This window comes from Formosa sp. A9 (assembly GCF_051200825.1).
Classification (GTDB): Bacteria; Bacteroidota; Bacteroidia; order Flavobacteriales; family Flavobacteriaceae; genus Formosa.
This window is the reverse complement of record NZ_CP195158.1, coordinates 2,665,830-2,683,565: the sequence shown is the minus strand read 5'-3', so window position 1 is coordinate 2,683,565 and position 17,736 is coordinate 2,665,830. Positions and strand designations below refer to the sequence as shown.

At 34.2% G+C, this 17,736-nt stretch carries 15 protein-coding genes; 7 read left to right on the top strand and 8 right to left on the bottom strand.

The genetic code is table 11. The features are described 5' to 3' along the window. Window positions 1-44 precede the first annotated feature (44 nt). Window positions 45-764, bottom strand: a complete 720-nt coding sequence (locus ACR9EA_RS11820) for a LytR/AlgR family response regulator transcription factor (RefSeq protein ID WP_435133221.1) — start codon at window positions 762-764, stop codon at window positions 45-47. Then, window positions 751-1,821 (bottom strand): sensor histidine kinase, encoded by a 1,071-nt coding sequence (locus ACR9EA_RS11815; protein WP_435133218.1) that lies wholly within the window; start codon window positions 1,819-1,821, stop codon window positions 751-753. Before ACR9EA_RS11815 ends, ACR9EA_RS11820 begins: the two co-directional genes overlap by 14 nt. A gap of 188 nt (window positions 1,822-2,009) precedes the next feature. Here ACR9EA_RS11815 and ACR9EA_RS11810 point away from each other — a divergent pair, with 188 nt between their 5' ends. Continuing rightward, window positions 2,010-2,417, top strand: coding sequence for a MotA/TolQ/ExbB proton channel family protein (locus ACR9EA_RS11810; RefSeq protein ID WP_435133216.1), 408 nt, complete (start codon window positions 2,010-2,012; stop codon window positions 2,415-2,417). A 161-nt stretch (window positions 2,418-2,578) separates the two neighbouring features. Here the strand turns inward: ACR9EA_RS11810 and ACR9EA_RS11805 are convergent, their stop codons facing one another. Both ACR9EA_RS11805 and ACR9EA_RS11800 read right to left on the bottom strand, forming a co-directional pair. Further along, window positions 2,579-3,148 carry a DUF2892 domain-containing protein gene (locus tag ACR9EA_RS11805; protein WP_435133214.1) on the bottom strand — a complete coding sequence of 190 codons (570 nt, stop codon included), beginning with the start codon at window positions 3,146-3,148 and terminating at the stop codon, window positions 2,579-2,581. A 3-nt stretch (window positions 3,149-3,151) separates the two neighbouring features. Beyond that, window positions 3,152-4,030, bottom strand: a complete 879-nt coding sequence (locus ACR9EA_RS11800; protein ID WP_435133211.1) for a DUF6263 family protein — start codon at window positions 4,028-4,030, stop codon at window positions 3,152-3,154. A gap of 169 nt (window positions 4,031-4,199) precedes the next feature. Here ACR9EA_RS11800 and rpmH point away from each other — a divergent pair, with 169 nt between their 5' ends. Both rpmH and carB read left to right on the top strand, forming a co-directional pair. Beyond that, on the top strand, window positions 4,200-4,361 hold the full coding sequence (rpmH, locus tag ACR9EA_RS11795; RefSeq protein WP_038527912.1) for a 50S ribosomal protein L34: 162 nt from the start codon (window positions 4,200-4,202) through the stop codon (window positions 4,359-4,361). A 100-nt stretch (window positions 4,362-4,461) separates the two neighbouring features. Beyond that, window positions 4,462-7,314: a carbamoyl-phosphate synthase large subunit gene (carB, locus tag ACR9EA_RS11790; RefSeq protein WP_435133208.1), complete on the top strand. Its 2,853-nt coding sequence runs from the start codon at window positions 4,462-4,464 to the stop codon at window positions 7,312-7,314. A 76-nt stretch (window positions 7,315-7,390) separates the two neighbouring features. Here the strand turns inward: carB and ACR9EA_RS11785 are convergent, their stop codons facing one another. Then, window positions 7,391-8,809 (bottom strand): TlpA family protein disulfide reductase, encoded by a 1,419-nt coding sequence (locus ACR9EA_RS11785; protein ID WP_435133205.1) that lies wholly within the window; start codon window positions 8,807-8,809, stop codon window positions 7,391-7,393. Window positions 8,810-8,973: 164 nt separating this feature from the next. Here ACR9EA_RS11785 and ACR9EA_RS11780 point away from each other — a divergent pair, with 164 nt between their 5' ends. Continuing rightward, a complete protein-coding gene (locus tag ACR9EA_RS11780) occupies window positions 8,974-10,596 on the top strand; it encodes an ABC-F family ATP-binding cassette domain-containing protein (protein ID WP_435133202.1) in 1,623 nt (540 codons plus the stop codon). A gap of 43 nt (window positions 10,597-10,639) precedes the next feature. Here ACR9EA_RS11780 and ACR9EA_RS11775 read toward each other — a convergent pair whose 3' ends face one another. Then, window positions 10,640-10,876, bottom strand: coding sequence for a DUF2007 domain-containing protein (locus ACR9EA_RS11775; protein ID WP_435133200.1), 237 nt, complete (start codon window positions 10,874-10,876; stop codon window positions 10,640-10,642). Window positions 10,877-11,105: 229 nt separating this feature from the next. On the opposite strand from ACR9EA_RS11775, the gene ACR9EA_RS11770 reads away from it, so the two are divergent. Beyond that, window positions 11,106-11,297 (top strand): cold-shock protein, encoded by a 192-nt coding sequence (locus ACR9EA_RS11770; protein ID WP_435133197.1) that lies wholly within the window; start codon window positions 11,106-11,108, stop codon window positions 11,295-11,297. A 190-nt stretch (window positions 11,298-11,487) separates the two neighbouring features. Continuing rightward, entirely contained in the window at window positions 11,488-11,679 is a 192-nt protein-coding gene (locus ACR9EA_RS11765; RefSeq protein WP_435133195.1) for a cold-shock protein, read from the top strand. A gap of 76 nt (window positions 11,680-11,755) precedes the next feature. Here the strand turns inward: ACR9EA_RS11765 and pheT are convergent, their stop codons facing one another. Next, window positions 11,756-14,182: a phenylalanine--tRNA ligase subunit beta gene (gene pheT / locus ACR9EA_RS11760; protein ID WP_435133193.1), complete on the bottom strand. Its 2,427-nt coding sequence runs from the start codon at window positions 14,180-14,182 to the stop codon at window positions 11,756-11,758. A 118-nt stretch (window positions 14,183-14,300) separates the two neighbouring features. Between pheT and ACR9EA_RS11755 the strand changes: the two genes are divergently transcribed. Continuing rightward, window positions 14,301-15,518: a peroxiredoxin family protein gene (locus tag ACR9EA_RS11755; RefSeq protein WP_435133192.1), complete on the top strand. Its 1,218-nt coding sequence runs from the start codon at window positions 14,301-14,303 to the stop codon at window positions 15,516-15,518. Here ACR9EA_RS11755 and recG read toward each other — a convergent pair. After that, entirely contained in the window at window positions 15,515-17,617 is a 2,103-nt protein-coding gene (recG, locus tag ACR9EA_RS11750) for an ATP-dependent DNA helicase RecG (protein ID WP_435133189.1), read from the bottom strand. The genes ACR9EA_RS11755 and recG overlap by 4 nt on opposite strands. Window positions 17,618-17,736 lie beyond the last annotated feature (119 nt).

The following is a 17,736-nucleotide window of genomic DNA, read 5'->3' as shown; positions in this document are numbered from 1 at the left end:
AAAAAGCGAATTAGGTTACTAATTCGCTTTTTTATTGCTACCGATTAATATTGCTCGAGCTCTCGAAGCACTTCTTTCTTATAGCTGCGACTTATTGGTAAAGATTGGTTAAAAATAGTAACATGTTCGTTGGTGAACGAGCGAATGTGTTTTATGGAAATGATATAAGATCTATGAATGCGTAAAAAATGTTTTTTGGGTAATTTTGCTTCAATAGAACTAATGGTTTCTCGGGTTACAATAACATTATTATTACCGAGCTTAATTTTAAGGTAATCGCTGTAACTTTCTATATAAATGATATCTTCAAAATCTATTTTAATCATTTTTCTGTCCGAGCGCACAAACATAAAATCTGAAATTGGGCTGGATGCTACATTGCTTTGTTGTGAGTTGGTGTAAACTTCAAAATAATTATTTACAGCTTTAAGTAAACGTTCAAAAGCAATAGGCTTTAATAAATAGTCTACAGCTTGTAATTCAAAGCCTTCTACAGCATAATCTCGATAGGCTGTAGTAAAAATTATTTTAATGTTTTTATTGATTGATTTTGCAAACGATATGCCAGATATTCCAGGCATATTAATGTCTAAAAACACCAGATCTATATTGGTGTTGCTTATATGGTTAAAAGCTTCCATGGCATTGCTGCAACTAGCAATAATCGAAATGTTGTTAATTTTAGATAGGTGAGTGGCTATAACTTCTCGCGCTATTAACTCATCGTCTACAATTAAGCATCCTATATTTTTATTGGTTTGCATACAATGTTTGGGTGTTTAAATTTAAATGTACTATAAATAATCCGTTTGTGTTCGAAATAGATAAATTGTAGTTGTTTTTGTAAAGTAAATCCAATCTCTTTTTTATGTTTTCTAAGCCAATACCTGGCTCGGATTCGTTGTCGTTGGAGCTTGTGTTTTCAATGTGAAATGAAATTAAATTTGCGTTACAATGCATCTCAATTTTAATAGTTAACCTGCCATTTTTAATAACACCGTGTTTAAAGCTGTTTTCAATAAAAGGCAAAAAAAGCATAGGTGCTATTGTGGTGTTATCGTTAATGTTTTGGGTGTTAAATTGTAGATTTAAGGTGTTGTTGAAACGTAGCGACTCTAAAGCTAGATAATCGTTAATATGATTAATTTCGTCTGTTAATAAAACAAAAGGTTTGTCTATTTGGTACAGAAGATAATCTAATAAGTTAGATAGTTTCAATATCATTTCGGGTGTTTCGTTGGCTTTTTTTAAGGCAAAGCCGTACATGGTGTTTAAGGTGTTAAATAAAAAGTGCGGATGAATCTGCATTTTTAAATATTGAAGCTCTTGCTCTTTTAGTTTTAATTGGGTGTCTAAAATCTTATTTTCTAGCTTGCTGGTTTTTTCTATTTGTTTCAGGTTTAATTTTAAAAGTTTAAAAGTGCTTACTACTATTGTAATTAAGTAAACGCCAATCATTACAAATAATAAATTCTGACTATCAGGAGCCATGTTCCTGTATTCGAAATGCGATAAATATATTAGGCCATAAAAAATAGAAAGTATAATAAGATAAGCCGATATAATAAAGGTATATAAGCTGTAAAGTGCAAAACGGATGTATTTTTTTTGCATTAAATACTCAGGTATAAGCTTGTAAATACACACGTAGGTTGTAGCAATGGTAATTGGCATTAAAAAGGCTGAAAACGAAAGTACATAACTCATGTCGTCACTTCCAGCTCCGAAAAAGTAGGTGTAAAACAATAGTACACCACACCAAAAAATAAGGTGTAACACTAATCGACCTAATTGCTTAAAGATAAAACGGCTTGTAATCATGATTGTAAACTATACAATATTACTATATTTTTAAGCAGGAGTTTTCTTTTATAGACGAATAACAGATTTAACAAGCGATTTAACAATGTGGTTAATTAAAGTATTAAATTGGTTATTGGTCGCAATAAAAATAATTGAAGTAATTGTGTAGGTAGTTTTGAAGTCTACTAACAATAATATTTTTAACTATGTATGTTTTACTTATCGAGCAACAAGGATTTTTTACTCAAATAGCCAATAGGTTTATGGAGGGCGGTGTCCTATTTATGTCTTTAATTTTAATTTGTTTATTACTTTCTTTATTCTTTTTGCTAAGCGGATTTTATCAGGCAAATAAAAATAAAGCATTTTCTAAAAAAATGATTGGCTTAGTGAGCGATGCAAGTTTGCTAGGTCTAGTATTGGGTTTTTTTGGGTCGGTAATAGGTATGGTATCTGCTTTTGATGCTATTGAAAGCATGAGTTCTGTATCGTCTGGAATGTTGGCAGGTGGTTTAAAGGTGTCTTTTTTAACCACTCTTTTTGGAACATTTACATTTGTAATATCTAGAATAGGAATTTTGATTTATAAGTGGGTATATTCTAAAGAAGATTAGGTATAAAAAAAACTGTCTAGAAAGTTAATTTTTCGTCAATCTGGATTTATTTCAGATTCTCATTATTAATTATTGATTTTTAATAAGATGAGATTCTGTGTCAAGCACAGAATGACGTAGTGTTAAGTTTTCTAGACAGCTTTTTGTTTTACTTTAAACTATTAGCGTCTGCCGCCACGAGGCTGTCTGTGACCTCCAAAATGCTGATTTGGCATTTGGGCACGTTTCATATTTTCTTTCATCATTTTAATTTGATCTGTAAGCATGCCTTGTTTATCTAGTTTTTGCGCTTCCGATAACAGTTTTGTTGCTTCTTGTTTTCTACGTTTAGAAAATGCAATTCCAGCCAAACTCAATTTAGCCATAGCCAAATCGTGATCCATACTTAAACCAAGCGCGATGGCTTTTTTTAAGTATTTTTCAGATTCGTTCATGTTGCTTTGCGATACCATAATGCCGTGTAAATAATTGTAGTACCCTTGCTGTTTAGTTACTAAGGCGCTTTCTGGATTTTTAATTTTATTCAGCCATTGTTTCGCACCATCAAAATCTTGCTTACGTAGTTTTAAAAAGGCCAATAAAATAAATTCATTTTTAAAATATAGGAAAATGAAAATAGATGATAAAAGAATTAACATGATGCCATTTCCTATATTGCCTTCTATAAATTGATATACAGCGTATGCAATAATTAAGCCTGCGATTACTAGTTTTATGTTTTTATTGAACATGTTTTATTGAATTTTATATGTTGTTTTAGAATTTATAATTGTGGGTTGTCGTTCTGGATTATTTAAATCTTTTGCCGATTGTGCCTTAGCTGTAACGGTCATTTCTATAATAAATCCATTTACTTTATTGGCAATAACTTTAATTTGCTGTGTACCGTTAAGTAATAAATTTGTGTGTTCGTCTTGAATATTCATGCTTAAAGTGCACTTGGCGTTTAAAAAGATAGCATCGGTAATTTTGTCTATGGCCCAAGTATTAACGGTATTAAAATCGCCAGTAAACGTGTTGGTCCAACTTGTAGTTGAGGGGTTAGGGTTTTCAGGGTAAATATGTGTTAGTTGCTCGAAACTGTTAGATAAAGAGGTACTGCCAAAATCCGATTTCATAGACTCGATCATGAGTTGTTTAGTGAATTCGTCTTCAATACCAGCTTGCGATATCATGCTGTTTATCATGTTTTCGGTTCCAGATACCCGTAATATTTTTCCAGATTTAGCCATCTCAATTTCTAACACAGCTGCAGTTAAGCCAGAAAATACACGGCCTTCGGTATCTTCTACAACGAGTGCTTTGTTGGTATCAATATCAGCTAAAACACCAAATTTATTAGATGTTGTTTTTAGTTTGAAACTGTTAAATTTAAAGTTTAAAATATATGTGCTGTCAGTTTTAGCCATCACCCTAAACGTATAGTTTTCCTCTAAAATGTTTTGAATGTTATGCGGTTTTCCGGCTTCGTCTTGAGCTATATCTTGGGTTGCTTGTTGGTTTATGGTTATGCTGTCTCCAATTTTTAAGCGATATTGCAATAGATTTTGGGCGGTAAGCGCTGGTATAAATATTAAATTGATAACGAATATGTTAACAAAAAGGCGGCACATTTAAACGGTTTTTATTTGTATGCAAAGAAACTAAAATTTTATTGAAAAAAATATTTTTAAAATAAGGTTTGTTAAACAAAAAAGTCTTTGTATATTTGCACGCAGTTTTGGTGAGACATCAAAACATTAGTTTAGTTAAAATATTGAAGATTTTTAAAGATACAAGACAATGAGTAAAAGAACGTTTCAACCATCAAAGAGAAAGAGAAGAAACAAGCACGGTTTTAGAGAAAGAATGGCTTCTGCCAATGGTAGAAAAGTCCTTGCACGTAGACGTGCAAAAGGAAGAAAGAAACTGTCTGTATCTTCAGAATCAAGACATAAAAAATAATGACAATCAAGTGTTTTATATATTAAAGGTGTTACTTAATGGTAACGCCTTTTTTTATATCTCGTTTATAATTACTTTTGCAATATCTTAATATAATACAATGCCAAAAAATCCAAAACTAAAATCTATACTTATTATTGGTTCTGGTCCAATTGTAATTGGTCAGGCCTGCGAATTCGACTATTCAGGAACACAAGCCTTAAGATCGCTTCGTGAAGACGGTATAGAGACTATCCTTATCAATTCAAATCCAGCAACTATCATGACCGATCCATCTATGGCAGATCATGTGTATTTGTTGCCTTTAACTACAAAATCTATTATTCAGGTGCTTAAAGAGCATCCACAGATTGATGCCGTTTTACCTACAATGGGAGGGCAAACCGCATTGAACCTTTGTATTGAAGCCGATGAAAAAGGGATTTGGAACGATTTTAATGTAGATATTATTGGGGTAGATATCGATGCCATCAATATTACAGAAGATAGAGAGCAATTCCGTGAATTAATGGAGAAAATTGGGGTTAAGATGGCTCCGCAAGCTACTGCTACCTCATATTTAGAAGGTAAAAAAATAGCTCAAGAATTTGGTTTTCCATTATGTATACGTTCATCGTTTACTTTAGGAGGCGCAGGGGCAGCTATTGTATATGAAGAAAAAGATTACGATGAATTATTAACTCGTGGTTTAGAAGTATCTCCTATTCATGAGGTGATGATTGATAAAGCCATGATGGGCTGGAAAGAGTACGAGTTAGAGCTGTTAAGAGATGCTAACGATAATGTTGTTATCATTTGTTCTATAGAAAATATGGACCCTATGGGTATTCATACAGGAGACTCTATTACAGTAGCACCAGCTATGACATTAAGCGATAGAACGTACCAGAAAATGCGTGATATGGCTATCCTTATGATGCGTAGTATTGGGGATTTTGCAGGAGGTTGTAACGTGCAGTTTGCTGTAAGCCCAGATGAAAATGAAGATATTATTGCTATCGAAATTAACCCACGTGTATCGCGTTCATCGGCATTGGCGAGTAAAGCAACAGGGTATCCTATTGCAAAAATTGCTGCGAAATTAGCTATAGGTTATAATTTAGATGAATTAGATAACCAGATTACAAAATCTACTTCAGCATTATTCGAGCCTACACTAGATTATGTAATTGTAAAAATTCCACGATGGAACTTCGATAAATTTGAAGGCTCAGACAGAACTTTAGGACTTCAAATGAAATCTGTAGGGGAAGTTATGGGTATTGGGCGTTCGTTTCAGGAAGCACTTCACAAAGCTACACAGTCTTTAGAGATAAAACGTAACGGTTTAGGTGCCGATGGTAAAGGGTATAAAAATTACGATCAGGTAATCGAAAAATTAACCAATGCCAGTTGGGACCGTGTGTTTGTAATATACGATGCCATTCAAATGGGAATACCTTTAAGTCGTATTCATGAAATTACTAAAATCGATATGTGGTTCTTACGTCAGTATGAAGAACTATATCACTTAGAAAAAGAAATTTCTACATTCACTATAGATACTATCGAAAAAGATCTATTACTGGAAGCAAAACAAAAAGGCTATGGCGACCGTCAGATTGCGCATATGTTAGGTTGTTTAGAAAGCCAGGTATATAATAAACGTGATGAATTAAATATCAATCGTGTTTATAAATTAGTAGATACTTGTGCGGCAGAATTTAAGGCCATGACGCCTTATTATTACTCTACTTTCGAAAGTGACGTACAAACAGCCGATGGTAAGCGTTTTACCGATAACGAAAGTGTGGTAAGCGATAAGAAAAAAGTAATTGTTTTAGGATCTGGACCGAACCGAATCGGGCAAGGTATAGAGTTTGATTACTGTTGTGTGCATGGGGTTTTAGCAGCTGCTGAAGCGGGTTACGAAACCATCATGATCAACTGTAATCCAGAAACTGTTTCTACCGATTTTGATACTGCAGATAAATTATATTTTGAGCCAGTATTCTGGGAGCATATCTACGACATTATCCGTCACGAAAAACCAGAAGGTGTAATTGTTCAGCTAGGCGGACAAACCGCATTGAAATTAGCTGAAAAATTAGATAAATACGGAATTAAAATTATCGGAACTAGTTTTGAAGCGTTAGATTTAGCCGAAGACCGCGGAAGTTTCTCTAAATTATTAAAAGATAACAACATTCCTTACCCTGAGTTCGATACTGCCGAAACAGCAGAACAGGCTTTGGAAGTGGCTAAAAAATTAGATTTTCCAATCCTTGTGCGTCCGTCTTATGTATTAGGAGGTCAAGGAATGAAAATTGTAATTAACGAAGATGAATTAGAAGAGCATGTAGTAGATTTGCTACGTTCTATTCCGAATAATAAATTACTCTTAGATCACTATTTAGATGGCGCTATAGAAGCCGAAGCAGATGCAATCTGCGATGGAGAGAATGTATATATTATAGGTATTATGGAGCATATTGAGCCATGTGGAATCCATTCTGGCGATAGTAATGCTTTACTTCCTCCTTTCAATTTAGGCGATTTAGTGATGCAACAAATAAAAGACCACACCAAAAAAATTGCCTTAGCCTTAAATACGGTAGGCTTAATCAACATCCAGTTTGCTGTAAAAGACGATGTGGTTTATATTATCGAAGCCAACCCAAGAGCATCGCGTACCGTACCATTTATAGCTAAAGCTTATGGCGAGCCATACGTAAATTATGCTACAAAAGTTATGTTGGGCGACAAGAAGGTAACAGACTTCGATTTTAAACCAAGATTAAACGGATACGCTATTAAGCAGCCTGTGTTCTCTTTCAATAAATTCCCTAATGTGAATAAAAAGTTAGGACCAGAAATGAAAAGTACAGGAGAAAGTATCTTGTTTATAGATGACTTAAAAGATGATGAGTTTTACAACTTATACTCTAGACGCAGAATGTATTTAAATAAGTAAAATACAGTAGTTGTTTACTTTATAAAAGCAAAAAAGGCTTCCTATCGGGAAGCCTTTTTTATTGGTATGTTTTTAGTTATTGATTAATCAGACCTAGTAATTCTTCTTCAAAAGTTTTAGAAAACATATTACTATTACTGTTAACAATTGTTTTGTTTTTTGTGATTAACATGACGCGGTGTATTGAATTTAAAGCCATAGCTTGGCGTGAAATTTCGGGGTTTTTAAAGTGAAACTCATTGTCAAGCCCATATTTATATTGCTTTAAAAAACTTAACCATTGTTTGTCGTCTTTGTCAATATTCATGGCAATAAAATCAATTTCGGGGTATTTTTGCATTAATTCCTGTACCTTTTTATGGCTTTCGGTAAAATGGTTCTTCATGTTAAATGACCAGAAATAAATAACCGTAGGGTGTTTTATAAAATCGTGAATGTGTAGTTCTTCATTGTCCTTATTAGTTACAATTGTATTTGGTAACTCGCTGCCTGGTCTTAGTTTTTTTAAAGACGCAATCAAATTAGTTAAATAAGTGTTATTGGTTTTTGAAGAACTTTTGTCTAAAAACGAATTAAGGTACGTGTCGCAGTCTGTAAGATTATTAGTCGAGTTTATGTATCGTAATGCATAATAGTTTAACCAATAATTTTTTATAGAGTCGTTGCTAACTAAACTGTCTACCAATTCTAATTTGTCTAAATTGTAATCTAAAGATTTAGGATTAAAAATACTGTCGTTAGAATGTTTAAAATGTTTTTGTAACGCGATGTTGTTAAAATGATATCTTAAAAACATGTAATATGGAAAATAATCTTTTAGGGCATCGTCGTTGTAGTTTATTTTTGCTCGGTAGTCGTAAAAGTTTTTCGGAAGTGATTCTAAATTTTTAAGTTCGCTATTGCCATAAAAAGTAAATGGGTATAACTCTTTTAGCGCATAATAATTGTAGTCGATATTGGCTAGGGCTATTTTTTTAAAGAGGGCAGAAGTTGTGTATTTAGAATTAAATGCAGAAAATTTTTCGCTCTGCTCAGTTCGTATGGAATCTAATTTCTTTTGAAAAACTTCAGGTGAAGCTTGGCTGAATTTTAAAATATTATGATTAATATGTTCATTCTCAATAAACATATTAATTAGATAATTATTTTCTTTTGCACCAATACCAGTATATACCAGCGACTCATCAAAATCTATGGTGTTTAGCCTGAACATTATACTGTCGTTGGGCTCTAAAAATACCATTTGTATTTCTCCGCCATGGGAAAACGTGTATAACCCAGGTTTTACAGGTGTAATTTTATAAAGAAATCGGTTGTTCTGGTCTAGCAGTATAGTATCTAAAAGTGTGTGGTCTTTAGAAATAGTAACAAATCTAGTATTAGGGTTTATTATTTCTCCGCCTAAATATCCGTTATCGCCTAAATCAATTTTAGCATCCTTTTTACAACCCCAAAAACAAGCCATAAGAAGCAGACAGAGGTAAAATTGTTTCATAAACATAAATGTGCTTTCTAACAATAAATTAAGTGTGTTGCAAACAAAAATAGCCTAAGCGCTTTATTTGGGATGTTAATTACCTGTTAAATATTAATAAGACTTTATTTGTTTCGTGTAATTAACGGAATTTTCTACTTTTGCAGCAAATTAAAACAAGAGCTATGTTATCAGTTTCAAATCTTTCTGTACAATTTGGTAAACGTATACTTTTCGATGAAGTTAATACGGTATTTACGCAAGGAAATTGCTACGGAATTATAGGCGCAAATGGTGCAGGAAAATCTACTTTTCTTAAAATTTTAGCAGGTAAGCAAGAGCCAACCTCCGGACGCGTGCATCTAGAAGCCGGTAAACGCATGTCTGTTTTAGAGCAGAACCATAACTTGTACGACGAGCATACGGTTCTTGAAACTGTTATAATGGGTAACAAACCATTATTTAAAATTAAAACTGAAATTGATGCATTATATGCCGATTATTCTGATGAAAATGCAGAGAAAATAGGTGAACTTCAGGTGCAATTTGAAGAAATGAATGGTTGGAATGCTGATAGCGATGCAGCGGCGTTACTTTCTAATTTAGACATTACCGAAGATTTGCATTATGCACAGATGAAAGATTTGGACGGTAAACAAAAGGTACGCGTATTATTAGCGCAAGCCTTGTTTGGTAATCCAGATGTTTTAATTATGGATGAGCCTACTAACGACTTGGATTATGAAACCATTTCGTGGCTAGAAAATTTTATAGCAAATTACGACAATTGTGTAATTGTTGTATCGCACGACCGTCACTTTTTAGATGCGGTGTGTACGCATATATCGGATATCGATTTTGGAAAAATAAATCATTTCTCTGGTAACTATACTTTCTGGTACGAATCGTCTCAATTAGCAGCACGCCAACGTTCGCAACAAAACAAAAAAGCAGAAGAGAAAAAGAAGGAGTTAGAAGAATTTATTCGTCGTTTTTCAGCTAACGTTGCTAAAAGTAAACAGGCTACCAGTAGAAAGAAAATGATCGATAAATTAAATATCGATGAAATAAGACCTACAAGTCGTCGTTACCCAGCTATTATTTTTGAGCGCGATAGAGAAGCAGGAGATCAAATATTAAATATTGAAAACTTGGCCGCTTCTATAGATGGCGAGGTGTTATTTAAAAATATTAATTTAAACTTAAATAAAGGCGATAAGGTAGTTGTGTACTCTAAAGACTCTAGAGCTTCAACGGCATTTTATCAAATTTTAAATGGTAAAGAACAACCAGATGCAGGTAAGTTTTCTTGGGGTGTTACCACGACTCAATCGTATTTACCATTAGATAATAGCGAATTTTTTCAAAACGATTTAACTTTGGTAGATTGGTTACGCCAATGGGCAACAACCGAAGAAGAACGCGAAGAGGTGTATATTAGAGGCTTTTTAGGAAAAATGATTTTTAGTGGCGAGGAAGCCTTAAAAAAATCGAATGTGTTGTCTGGAGGAGAAAAAGTGCGTTGTATGCTAAGTCGTATGATGATGGTAAGAGCAAATGTTTTAATGTTAGACGAGCCAACAAACCATTTGGATCTTGAAAGTATAACGGCTTTTAATAATTCGTTAAAGAATTTTAAAGGTACTGTTTTGTTTTCTACTCACGATCATGAGTTTGCCCAAACTGTAGCAAATCGAGTTATTGAGTTAACACCAAGTGGTATTATTGATAAGTATACGACGTTCGACGAATACATGCAGGATTCTAAACTAAAGGAACAGCGCAAAAAAATGTACGAAGACGCTTAGAAAATAAATTTACAGCCCTGACCAAAATGCTTCAGGGCTTTTTTTATGCGTTAAATTCAGAAAGTAGCGCGTTAATAATATCTTGTGCAGCGGCTTCTTCTTCTTTGGTTACAAACACTTCCTGTTCGCCTTGAATAGAAGCTCCAAAACCAGCCAATCTAGCCGATTCGCTTTCGTCTTTCACTATTGCATTAATACCTACAGCCTCTAATTGGTCTACAATACGTTGCGTAATAATAAAGGAACCCGTATATATTTTTATGTAATCAGAATCTTCCATGGTATTCATCTTTAAGTTAAATGTAATTTTCTATCATCATAAATTGTTAAGAGCGTTTACGATGTGTTGCGAATAGACTAAAAATACAAAATTTTCAATAAAAAAAATCTAAAAAAATTAATCATTCAAAAAAAAGCAGTATTTATTGAAAATAAAAATAAAAACAGAAAAGCAGTAGATATTTCATTTATAAGCTTACATTTGTACTATAATTATTTAATATTTTACAATGAACAAAGGAACAGTAAAATTCTTTAACGATTCTAAAGGATTTGGATTCATTATTGAAGACGACACAAACAAAGAACATTTTGTACACATTTCTGGATTAATCGATGAAATTCGTGAAGGTGATGTAGTAGAATTCGATTTGAAAGAAGGCAAAAAAGGATTAAACGCAGTAAATGTAAAAGTAATCTAGTACTTTTTTTACGATATACTTTTTTAAAATTTCAAAACCTATCAATAAAACGATAGGTTTTTTTGTTTTTTAATGGCGTATTAACTGTAAATTAAGAATCGTTAAGTTCTTAAAATAAACAATCGATATTCCTTTGATAAGTGCTTAATAATATTAAATTTGTTATAATTATTAACATTATTTTATAACAGTGAAAAACGGAACAGTAAAATTCTTCAATGAATCTAAAGGATTTGGATTTATAATCGAAGAGGGTTCAAACACAGAGTATTTTGTACACGTGTCTGGCTTAATTGACAGAATTGCAGAAAAAGACTCGGTAGAGTTTGAATTAAAAGAAGGTAAAAAAGGATTAAACGCAATAAATGTAAAAGTAATTTAATTTTTGTTCTTTAATTTTTTAAAAACAAATAGCCTGCAAATTTGCAGGCTATTTTGTTTTGTGTATGTCGCATTTACTATCTTAATTCGGCACCTAATTTAGTTTCGAAAGTCGTTTGTAATTTGCTCATAATCTTATCGATTTGCTTATCTGTAAGCGTTTTTTGCTCGTCTTGTAGTATGAAACTAACAGCATAACTTTTCTTGCCAGAAGGTAAGTTTTTACCTTGGTAAACATCAAACAAATTCACATCTTTTAATAGTTGTTTTTCGGTTTGTTTGGCTAATTTGAAAATGCTTTCAAAAGTTACTTGCTCGTCTAATAATAAAGCGAAATCGCGACGTACTTCTGGGTGTTTCGCTATTTCTGTAAATTTAGTTTTATTGTGTTTTGCCATATCTATTATGGCATCCCAATTAAAATCTGCAAAAAGGACTTCTTGATTAATATCAAAATGCTTAAGTATTTTATGGGAAATTAGACCGAATTCTACCAATTTGGTTTTACCTAAACTTAACTCTAAGCCTTCGCTAAATACATCGTTGCTTACAGGAGTTGTGTTATGTCTTGATAAACCCAGACGCTCTAAAAGGGTGTTTATAATACCTTTTAAATAAAAGAAGTCGCCTTTAGCGGAACTCAAGTTCCAAGTTTCTTGGGTTTTATTTCCTGTTACAAAAAGCGATAAATGTTTAGGTTCGGCCTTTTCATCTTGATATTGATGATACGTTTTACCAAATTCGAAAAACTTTAAGTTTGGTCGTTTTCTGTTTATGTTATGCGATATGGCTTCTAAACCAGAAAACAACAACGATTGTCTTAAAACCGATAAATCGCTGCTCAGCGGATTTAACATCGTAATGTTATGCTCATCTAACAATTGTTCGCTTAGGCTTATGTAATTAGGTGTTGTAAGCGAGTTTGCCATGATTTCGAAAAATCCTTGCGCTGCTAATTGATTTCCAATGATGTTTTGCAATTTATGGTCTTCAAAGCGTGACGAATTAGAGATCGAGGCATTTAATTTTTCGGTTGTTTTTACATTGTTGTAACCGTAAACACGTAAAATCTCTTCAATAACATCGGCTTCGCGTTGTACATCGTTACGGTATGCAGGAATGGTAAGTCCAAGTCCGGTTTCGGTAACGTTGTTTATTTTAATATCTAAAGACATTAAAATGCGTTTAATGGTGTCTTTAGGAATATCTTCTCCTATAAGACGTTTGGCGTTTTCAAAGCTTAAACGTACCTGGAAATCTTCAATTTTATTTGGATACGCATCTTCAATTTCGCTCGCAATTTCTCCTCCTGCAAGTTCAATTATAAGTAGAGCGGCACGTTTTAAAGCGTATTCGGTTAGGTTTGGATCGATACCGCGTTCAAATCTAAACGAAGCATCGGTATTAATACCATGACGCTTAGCTGTTTTACGAATGCTTACAGGGTTAAAATAGGCACTTTCTAAAAATATGTTGGTGGTATTTGCAGTAACACCAGAATGTTCTCCGCCTAAAACTCCAGCAATACACATGGGTTTATCGGCATCGCAGATCATTAAATCATCTTCGTGTAATTCGCGTTCTATACCATCTAAGGTGGTAAATTTTGTTCCCGCTTCTACGGTTTTTACAACAACCTTTTGTCCTGAAATTTTATTAAAATCGAAAGCATGAAGGGGTTGTCCAAGTTCGTGCAATACGTAGTTTGTAGCATCTACAATATTGTTTTTTGGTGTTAAACCAATGGCTTTAAGACGGTTTTGTAACCATTTAGGCGATTCGGCTACGCGAACATTGGCAATACTAACACCGCAATATCTTGGCGAAAGTTCTTTGTTTTTCACATCAACATCTACGCGTAAGGTTCTGTTGTTTACATGAAAAGAACTTACCGAAGGGGTAATAAGCTCTGTATGGATTTCTTTCTGAAGCAACCCAGCTTTTAAGTCACGTGCGGTACCAAAGTGGCTCATGGCATCGGCGCGGTTAGGTGTTAGGCCAATTTCGAATACAAGATCGTTTTCAACCTCAAAAATATCTGCAACAGGGGTGCCAGGAGTAAGCGCGCTATCGAGTACCATAATACCATCGTGCGATTGCCCTAAGCCAAGCTCGTCTTCGGCGCAAATCATTCCGAAACTTTCTTCGCCTCTAATTTTTCCTTTTTTAATAGTCCAAGCTTCACCTTCTGGCGAGTATAAAGTTGTTCCTATTGTAGCAACAGGTACTTTTTGCCCTGCAGCAACATTAGGTGCACCGCAAACAATTTGTAAAGGTACATCTTGTCCTACGTTTACAGTAGTTACTCTTAATCTGTCTGCATTGGGGTGTTGCTCGCATGTTAATACTTCGCCAACAACTATACCTTCTAATCCGCCTTTAACCGATTGATAGGCATCAATACCTTCCACTTCTAAACCAAGGTCGGTTAAAAGTTCTCCTGTTTCTTCTGCAGTCCAGTCGGTTTTAATAAATTGTTTTAACCAGTTGTATGAAATCTTCATATAAAGCTTGTTTTCTTAGAGGCGCAAAGATAATAATACTTCAACGTCTATAAAATTGTAAATTGCTTTTTATTGTAAGGAAATTAATGTTTCTTCGAATATTAATAAAAACATTTTTATGCGTTATATTTTATTGTTGTGTAGCTTATTTATGGTATTTAGCTGTTCAAAAAACACTACAAAAACATTACAGAAAGGGCAGTGGCGAGCAACACTTGCCGTGCAAGATAGCCTATTTTTACCATTTATTTTTGAAGTTAAAAACGATTCGGTTTTAAGTATTTTTAATGCAGATGAAGTAATAGCTGTAGATGAGGTATTTTATAAAAATGATAGTGTCATTATACAAACGCCAGTTTTTGAAGGTTATATAAAAGCAAAAATTGAAAGCGATTCTACTTTATTGGGGCACTATATTAAACCACAACTTGATAGGGTGGTGCCTTTTAAGGCTAAATATGGCAATGCCGACCGATTTGAAGCTAAGACGGTGGACGCTTTTAATGTTACGGGGCAGTGGGAAACCACCTTTAGTCCAGATACCGATAAGGCTTCTAAGGCCAAAGGCATTTTTACTCAGCAAGGCCAAAAGGTTACAGGTACGTTTAGAACGACTACGGGCGATTATAGATTTTTAGAAGGGATTGTAGACGGCTCTACACTAAAATTATCGACTTTTGATGGTGCACATGCGTATTTGTTTACTGCAGAAGTTACAGATAGCACACTATCTGGGATGTTTTATTCTGGAAATCACTTTAAAGAACCTTTTGTCGCAAAACGAAATGAAACGTTTCAATTGGCTGATGCCGATACGCTAACGTTTTTGAAGCCAGGTTATGATAAATTGAGTTTTGCCTTCCCCGACGAACATGGAAACATAATTTCGCTAAACGACGAACAGTTTAAAAACAAAGTGGTAATCGTGCAGTTAATGGGAACATGGTGCCCAAACTGTTTAGATGAAACTAAATATTTTGTAGAGTATTTAAAGACGCATCCAAACCAAAATCTCGCTTTTGTAGGTTTAGCTTTTGAGTATGCAAAGACCGATGAGCAAGCGTTTAAAAGTATTAGCCGATTAAAGGAACGTTTGGGAATTCCGTATCCTATTTTATTAGCGCAAACAGGATCTACAAGTAAAAAGACTGCGCAAGAAAAATTACCAATGTTAAACCATGTGTTGTCTTACCCCACAGCCATTTATATAGATGCGAGTGGAAACGTAAGAAAAATACACACTGGTTTTAACGGCCCTGCAACAGGTGAAATGTATACAGAGTACAAACGCGAATTTGAAAGTTTTATCTCGGAATTACTGGCAGAAAAAAATTAACTAATATAATTCCAGATGTTTTTGTATTTACTCAGTTGTTGGTAAGTATTTAAAATCACGCGATGTTCGGGTTGTATTAAACGCGGATCGGTTTTTAAAATGGTCATGGCATGATAGCGGGCTAATTTAAGAATATCGTTATCCTTTATGATGTCTGCTATTTTTAAGTTTAACACACCACTTTGCTGCGTGCCCATAATATCGCCAGGGCCACGTAATTTTAAATCGACTTCAGCAATTTCAAAACCATCGCTGGTTTTTACCATGGTTTCTAATCTGGTTTTACTGTCGTTACTTAGTTTATGGCTGGTCATTAAAATACAGTAACTTTGTTCGGCACCGCGCCCAACCCGCCCACGTAATTGGTGAAGTTGCGATAAGCCAAAGCGTTCGGCACTTTCTATAATCATTACCGAGGCGTTGGGTACATTTACGCCAACTTCTATAACTGTGGTAGCCACCATAATTTGGGTTTCGCCGCTAATAAAACGCTGCATTTCGTAATCTTTATCGGCAGGCTTCATCTGTCCGTGTACGATAGAAATTTGATATTTGGGAGCAGGAAAATCTCTGGCAATACTTTCGTAACCATCCATTAAATCTTTATAATCCATATTTTCGCTCTCCTGAATTAGCGGATAAACAATGTAAATTTGTCTGCCTTTATCTATTTCATCTTTTATGAATTTTAAAACTTTTAGTCTGTTGGTATCATAACGATGTACCGTTTTTATGGGTTGTCGTCCTGGTGGTAATTCGTCTATAATTGAAATGTCTAAATCGCCATAAACCGACATCGCTAAGGTACGTGGTATTGGAGTTGCCGTCATGACCAAAATATGTGGTGGCGATGTGTTTTTGTGCCATAACTTACTGCGTTGTGCCACGCCAAAACGATGTTGTTCGTCTATAATTGCTAGCCCTAGATTTTTAAATTTCACTTTATCTTCTAGTAAAGCATGTGTGCCCACTAAAATGTGTAAGCTGCCATCTTCTAAAGTATTATGAATGTCTTTCCGTTCGGAAGTTGTGGTAGAGCCCGTTAGTAATTTTATAGTAATGTTTAAGTCTGTGCACAGTTCTGTAAGTCCATTGTAATGTTGAATGGCTAAAATTTCGGTAGGGGCCATTAAACAGGCTTGAAATCCATTGTCTAAAGCTATAAGCATAGACATTAAGGCGACAATGGTTTTTCCAGAACCTACATCGCCTTGCAGAAGTCGGTTCATTTGGGCGTTGCTACCTAAATCGGCTCGAATTTCTTTTATAACACGTTTTTGTGCTCCTGTTAAATTAAAAGGTAAATGGTGCTTAAAAAAAGTGTTAAAGTGCGTGCCGACCTTATCGAAAGTGAATCCTTTGATTTTAGATTTATGGATTAAATTTTTAAGAATTAATTGTAACTGAATATAAAACAATTCTTCAAATTTTAATCTGAATTGCGCGCGAGCCAATAATTCTTGGTTTTTAGGAAAATGTACGTTAAACAGAGCTTCGGCCTTAGAGAGTAATTTTAATTCTTTTAAAAGCGGTTCCGAAAGTGTTTCTTCAAACTTACCTTGCGTTTCTAAAAAAAGTTGCTGCATAATTTTGCTCATCACCCTATTCGTTATCCCTTTGTTGCTTAGCTTTTCGGTCGATGGGTAAACAGGTTGCATGGCCGAGCGCAAGTTTTTTTCGTGTTCGGAAAGCAATTCCATTTCTGGATGTGGCATATTAAAAACGCCATTAAACCAATTGGTTTTTCCAAAAATAACATAATCGGTATTTAATTTTACGCTTTCTTTTATCCATTTATAACCTCTAAACCAGACCAGCTCCATGGCTCCAGTATCGTCTTTAAAAGTACCTACAAGACGTTTTTTTTTGCCTTGGGTTACTTCTTTAAAACCTACTAGTCGGCCTAGTATTTGTACGTCGGCATTATTGCGTTGTAATTGCGAGATTTTATAGTATTGCGTACGGTCTAAATAACGATTAGGGAATAGGTTGATAAGATCTTGATAAGTAAAAATACCAAGTTCTTTACGGAGTAAATCTGCACGATTTGGTCCAACCCCTTTTAAGTAATCTATAGGTGTTTGCAGCTTGGTATTCATAAAAGCGAATATAATTCTTATACTTGAAAAGATAAAATCTTAAATTTTATCCGTTTTACTAAAACCTTTGCTATATTTAAGCAAATTAGGGCTTTTATGGCCTTATTTTACGGTTAAAT